This is a genomic window from Novosphingobium sp. ST904 (genome assembly GCF_001298105.1).
GTDB lineage: Bacteria > Pseudomonadota > Alphaproteobacteria > Sphingomonadales > Sphingomonadaceae > Novosphingobium.
In genome coordinates this window covers 1-4,784 of the sequence record NZ_LGJH01000061.1, presented here as the reverse complement: position 1 = coordinate 4,784, position 4,784 = coordinate 1, and the positions used below count along the sequence as shown (strand labels likewise).

The 4,784-nt window shown below is 64.7% G+C and carries 8 protein-coding genes; 4 read left to right on the top strand and 4 right to left on the bottom strand.

The features are described 5' to 3' along the window. From ADT71_RS32530 to ADT71_RS00645, 3 genes are all read left to right on the top strand, one after another. A partial coding sequence (locus ADT71_RS32530; RefSeq protein WP_231635454.1) for a hypothetical protein occupies positions 1-208 on the top strand: 208 nt, incomplete at its 5' end. 81 nt (positions 209-289) lie between these two features. Then, entirely contained in the window at positions 290-910 is a 621-nt protein-coding gene (locus ADT71_RS00650; protein ID WP_008832583.1) for a recombinase family protein, read from the top strand. Between the two features lie 2 nt (positions 911-912). Next, on the top strand, positions 913-1,437 hold the full coding sequence (locus ADT71_RS00645; RefSeq protein WP_011607966.1) for a GNAT family N-acetyltransferase: 525 nt from the start codon (positions 913-915) through the stop codon (positions 1,435-1,437). A gap of 13 nt (positions 1,438-1,450) precedes the next feature. Here the strand turns inward: ADT71_RS00645 and ADT71_RS00640 are convergent, their stop codons facing one another. The 4 genes from ADT71_RS00640 to ADT71_RS00625 are packed head-to-tail and all read right to left on the bottom strand — an operon-like array spanning position 1,451 to position 2,610. Further along, on the bottom strand, positions 1,451-1,657 hold the full coding sequence (locus ADT71_RS00640; RefSeq protein WP_054434206.1) for a hypothetical protein: 207 nt from the start codon (positions 1,655-1,657) through the stop codon (positions 1,451-1,453). Continuing rightward, on the bottom strand, positions 1,657-1,881 hold the full coding sequence (locus ADT71_RS00635) for a conjugal transfer protein TraD (protein ID WP_054434204.1): 225 nt from the start codon (positions 1,879-1,881) through the stop codon (positions 1,657-1,659). The genes ADT71_RS00640 and ADT71_RS00635 overlap by 1 nt, the downstream gene beginning before the upstream one ends. A 19-nt stretch (positions 1,882-1,900) precedes the next feature. After that, positions 1,901-2,248: a conjugal transfer protein TraD gene (locus ADT71_RS00630; protein ID WP_054434201.1), complete on the bottom strand. Its 348-nt coding sequence runs from the start codon at positions 2,246-2,248 to the stop codon at positions 1,901-1,903. Between the two features lie 11 nt (positions 2,249-2,259). After that, complete coding sequence (locus ADT71_RS00625; protein WP_054434199.1) at positions 2,260-2,610, bottom strand: YnfA family protein; 351 nt, start codon at positions 2,608-2,610, stop codon at positions 2,260-2,262. 171 nt (positions 2,611-2,781) lie between these two features. On the opposite strand from ADT71_RS00625, the gene traA reads away from it, so the two are divergent. After that, complete coding sequence (gene traA / locus ADT71_RS00620; protein WP_231635453.1) at positions 2,782-4,692, top strand: Ti-type conjugative transfer relaxase TraA; 1,911 nt, start codon at positions 2,782-2,784, stop codon at positions 4,690-4,692. Positions 4,693-4,784: the final 92 nt, after the last annotated feature.

Here is a 4,784-nt window from a genome sequence, read left to right as displayed (position 1 = left end):
AACGTCGTTCCTCGCATGGGCGATCGTCAACAACAACCAGCCCGTTCCCGACGTGTTCTCCAAGATGACCAAAATCGCAGCTTCGGGCCGACTGGGCCTTGATCGACCGGCAAGTGAAGCAGCGCCTCGCGCTGTCGATCGGTCAGGGTCACGCGACGCGGCATACATGCTCCTTATTCTTTCCGAGCTACGGTTTGAGATAGCTTGATTGAGATGCTGGTTAAGATACACAATAGCCCAATCTTATGTGCTCATGTTCGTCACCGCCTCAAACCTTCGTTTGTGATCCATGCTGATCGGCTACGCCCGCGTGTCCAAAGCCGACGGCTCGCAGTCGCTCGACCTGCAGCACGATGCCCTTCGCGCTGCCGGTGTCGAGCCAGGCAATATCTATGATGATCGTGCATCCGGTAGCCGTGATGATCGCCCCGGTCTTGCCGCCTGCCTGAAATCGTTGCGCGACGGCGATGTCCTCATCGTTTGGAAGCTCGACCGGCTCGGCCGAACGCTCACCCACCTGGTCAGCACGGTGCAGAATCTGTCGGATCGCGGTATCGGTCTGCGGGTGCTCACCGGCAAGGGCGCGCAGATCGACACCACGACGCCATCGGGCCGGATGGTGTTCGGCATTTTTGCCACACTGGCGGAGTTTGAGCGGGATATGATCCGCGAGCGCACCATGGCTGGCCTGGCCGCTGCCCGCGCGCGGGGACGCAAGGGTGGCCGCAAGTTCGCCCTCTCCAAGGCCCAGGTGCGGCTCGCTCAGGCTGCTATGGCCCAACGCGACACGTCCGTTTCCGACCTCTGCAAGGAACTCGGGATCGAGCGCGTCACTCTCTACCGCTATGTCGGTCCCAACGGGGAACTCCGGGATTACGGTCAGCGCGTGCTTGCTGCCAAAACGCGATGATGATGACGGGAGCCCCGATCAAACTTACCCAAGCGGACGCCGCAGACGTTGCAGACCTGTACAACCGTTGCAGCGACTATTTCCTGTTGCAGGACGGGGCCGCGCCCACGCTGGACGATGCTCGCGAGCTTTTCTCCGATGTGCCGCCCGAAAAGAGCGCCCACAATCAAGCTGTCCTGGGATGGAAGGGGCCTGGCGGCCTATATGCAATCGCGGCCATCCTCCGCGATTATCCGCGTGATGGCACATGGTATCTCGGCTTCATGATCGTAGATGCCGCACAGCGTGGTCGTGGCGTCGGACGCTCAATTTACTCGACGGTCGAAAGCTGGGCCGCTGCGAGAGGTGCCACAGAGATTCGGTTGGCCGTGCTGGAAGCGAATGAAGCGGCAGAGCGATTTTGGCGTTCTCTCGGCTTCATTGAGTATCGGCGCGTTGGGCCAGACACCTTCAAAATGCGTAGCCATCGCCGGATAGAACTGAGCCGTCGCCTTTCTGGCGCGACCGTAGAAGGCAGCAACAAGTAAGATCTCGCGCCGGCTATCTGGGCGAGCTTGGCGTAGGATTCCGCCCCCTCCCGCAAACGCCCCCATCATCGTTGGGCGTCGGGATCATGTCCTCGATGACGAGGTTGGCGCGCGACTCCGCCATATCCTCGCGCCACATGGCGACTTCCACGGGCGTACCGCGCACGAAATCCATCGCCCGGACTTCCGCCCGCACCGCCTCGATATCGAAATCCGCCATCAGCTCGCTTCCATCGTTTCCGCGTCCGCATCAAACGCTCGCTTGCCGCGCCGCTTCCAGAGCGCCAGCGCGTCGCCGGCATCATCGCCGCGCGCGCGTCCCGCTAGGTCGAGCAGCGCGCCGTAGAGCGTGGCGCGATCGTCGTCGGTCAGCTCGACCAGGCCGGCTTTCTGGACGAGGCCGCCCAGCTCGATCAGGTGACGGGTGCGTTCGCGGCGTTGCATGACCCAGCCCCGCGTATCGCTACGACGTTCCGCCGCTTCCGCGCGCAGCGTCGCCGCCCGGTTCAGTCGCAGCGCCCGATCCGTCGATTGCAGCAGTGCCGCTACCCCCCTCGACTTCGCTCGGAACAGGTTTGCGCCCGCGCCGCTGAAAGAAGGCAGCGCCCTTCACACGCCATGCCTCCTTCGCGCCCGCATCCTTCGATCCGATCGCATCGAGCAGCACCCCGGCGAGGGTTTCCGCATCGAGCGCATCCGCACCCGTAGCGGCGACCAGTTGCCCGAGCTGTTCGACCCGCTTCGCCTTGAGCGTCCGGGCCTTGTCGTTCAGCGCCTTCAGCTCGGCATCGTAATCGCGAACCTTCCGCATCTATTCCTCCATCATGAAGCAGATCGTGGCGCGAGCAGGATCACGCCGGCGCCGACGATGCACATGGTCGCACCGATCATATCCCACCGATCAGGCGCGCGGTTCTCGACCAGCCACAGCCATAGCAGCGACGCGACGATATAGACGCCGCCATAGGCAGCGTAGGCCCGCCCCGCAGCATCGGCATCGACACGGGTGAGCAGGAACGCGAACAGCGCCAGCGCGATCATGCCCGGCGCGATCCACCATGCCGACCGCCCGAGCTTTATCCACGCCCAGAAAGCGAAGCAGCCCGCGATTTCAGCGAGCGCCGCCATAGCGTAGATCACGCCGGTTGCAGTCAGTGTACCCAGTGTCGGCATCGTGTCGCTTCCGCGCCTTGAACGACAGCACCTTAGCGCACCCGGTATGAGGGTAAAGCCAGAACGATCGGAAAGCGCCAGCGAGTCAGTCACGAGGAGCGTAGCGGATTGTGAGTGCGCGCTTATACGTCGTTGCCGACGTGCGCTCAGAAGTGCAATAAGCGGGGCGTCATGGCGATCTACCACTTCTCCGCCAAGGTTGTCAGCCGCGCGAACGGATCGAGCGCCGTCGCGAGCGCCGCCTATCGTTCCGCGTCCGAGTTACATGACGATCGGCTAAACCGCGATCACGATTTCAGCAACAAGGCGGGCGTGACCCACTCCGAGATCATGTTGCCGGAAGGCGCGCCGGAGCGTTTAAACGACCGCGCGACCTTGTGGAACGAGGTGGAGGCGGGGGAGAAGCGCAAGGACGCGCAGCTTGCCCGCGAGGTGGAGTTCTCGATCCCGCGCGAGATGGATCAGCAGCAGGGCGTGAGGCTCGCCCGTGATTTCGTGAAGCAGCAGTTTGTCGATCGCGGGATGGTCGCGGACCTGAACGTGCATTGGGACAAGGCGAAGGACGGCACGCCGAAGCCGCACGCGCATGTCATGCTGGCGATGCGCGATGTGGGGCCGGAGGGGTTCGGGAAGAAGAATCGCGACTGGAACAGCACCGAGCTGTTGAAAGACTGGCGTGAGGCGTGGAGCGCGCATGTCAACGAGCGCATGGCCGAGTTGGGGCTTGAGGGTCGGATCGATCATCGCTCCTATGAGGAGCAGGGCATCGAGCTGGAGCCGCAGCACAAGATCGGCCCGGCAGCATCGCGGCGACCGGAGCAGGGGCTTGAGGCGGAGCGGATCGAGGATCACACGCGCATCGCGCGTGAGAACGGCGATCGGATTATCGCCAATCCCAATGTCGCGCTGGACGCCATCACCCGGCAGCAGGCCACGTTCACTACCCGCGACCTTGCGACGTTCGCGTTCAGGCATTCGGACGGCAAGGAGCAGTTCGACCAGGTGATGGCGGCGGTGCGCGCCAGTCCCGAGCTGGTGGCGCTGGGCAAGGACGGGCGTGACCAGGAGCGGTTCACGTCCCGCGATATGATCGCGACCGAAGCGCGGCTTGAGCGTGCTGGAGACGAGCTGGCGGCGCGGAGGGATCATGGTCTCCCGGCAGCGGTTCTCGACCGAGCGAGCGCCGTTGCCGGGAGTGAAGGGCTCGTGCTCGGGGACGAGCAGCAAGCCGCGCTGGAGCATATAACCGCGTCGAGCGGCATCGCCAATGTGGTCGGATATGCCGGCACCGGCAAATCCGCCATGTTGGGCATCGCGCGCGATGGATGGGAGCACGCAGGCTACACCGTTCGCGGCGCGGCGCTGTCCGGCATCGCGGCCGAAAATCTGGAGGGCGGATCGGGCATCCAGTCCCGGACCATCGCCAGTCTTGAACACGCATGGGGGCAGGGGCGCGACCAGCTTGGCCCCAAGGACGTGCTGGTGGTGGACGAGGCGGGCATGATCGGCACCCGCCAGATGGAGCGGGTGCTGTCTCATGTCCGTGATGCCGGCGCCAAGGTGGTGCTGGTGGGCGATCCCGAGCAGTTGCAGGCGATCGAAGCCGGCGCGGCGTTCCGGTCGATGGCCGAGCGGCATGGCGCGGCCGAGATCACCGAGGTTCGCCGGCAGCGTGACGACTGGCAGAAGGAGGCGACGCGTTCGCTCGCCACAGGCCGCACAGGCGCGGCGCTGCACGCCTATGAGAGCCGGGGCATGGTGCAGGCGGCCGACACGCGCGAGGGGGCGCGGGGCGAGCTGGTGGGTGGTTGGGATCGCCAGCGCCAGGCCGAGCCGGACAAGACCCGGATCATTCTCACCCACACCAACGCCGAGGTGCGCGCGCTCAACGAGGAGGCGCGCGGGCGGATGCGAGCGACCGGCGAGCTGGGCGCGGACGTGGGCGTAACCGTGGAGCGTGGCCGGCGCGACTTCGCGGCCGGCGACCGGATCATGTTCCTGCGCAATGAGCGCAGCATGGGCGTGAAGAACGGCACGCTGGGCACGCTGGAGCAGGTCAGCGAGCGCCGCATGGCGGTATGAAGCGCCCCGGGTTTTCAGGAGGCAGTTTTCATTTGGCTATGCAGCCATATCGAGGTTCTCGAGGGCTGCATAGTAATTGTCTTCGGCCTCAG

Coding starts and splice junctions, on each gene's coding strand:
- ADT71_RS00650 (WP_008832583.1), top strand. CDS start 290: ATGCTGATCGGCTACGCCCGCGTGTCCAAAGCCGACGGCTCGCAGTCG.
- traA (WP_231635453.1), top strand. CDS start 2,782: ATGGCGATCTACCACTTCTCCGCCAAGGTTGTCAGCCGCGCGAACGGA.
- ADT71_RS00645 (WP_011607966.1), top strand. CDS start 913: ATGACGGGAGCCCCGATCAAACTTACCCAAGCGGACGCCGCAGACGTT.
- ADT71_RS00640 (WP_054434206.1), bottom strand. CDS start 1,657: ATGGCGGATTTCGATATCGAGGCGGTGCGGGCGGAAGTCCGGGCGATG.
- ADT71_RS00625 (WP_054434199.1), bottom strand. CDS start 2,610: ATGCCGACACTGGGTACACTGACTGCAACCGGCGTGATCTACGCTATG.
- ADT71_RS00630 (WP_054434201.1), bottom strand. CDS start 2,248: ATGCGGAAGGTTCGCGATTACGATGCCGAGCTGAAGGCGCTGAACGAC.
- ADT71_RS00635 (WP_054434204.1), bottom strand. CDS start 1,881: ATGCAACGCCGCGAACGCACCCGTCACCTGATCGAGCTGGGCGGCCTC.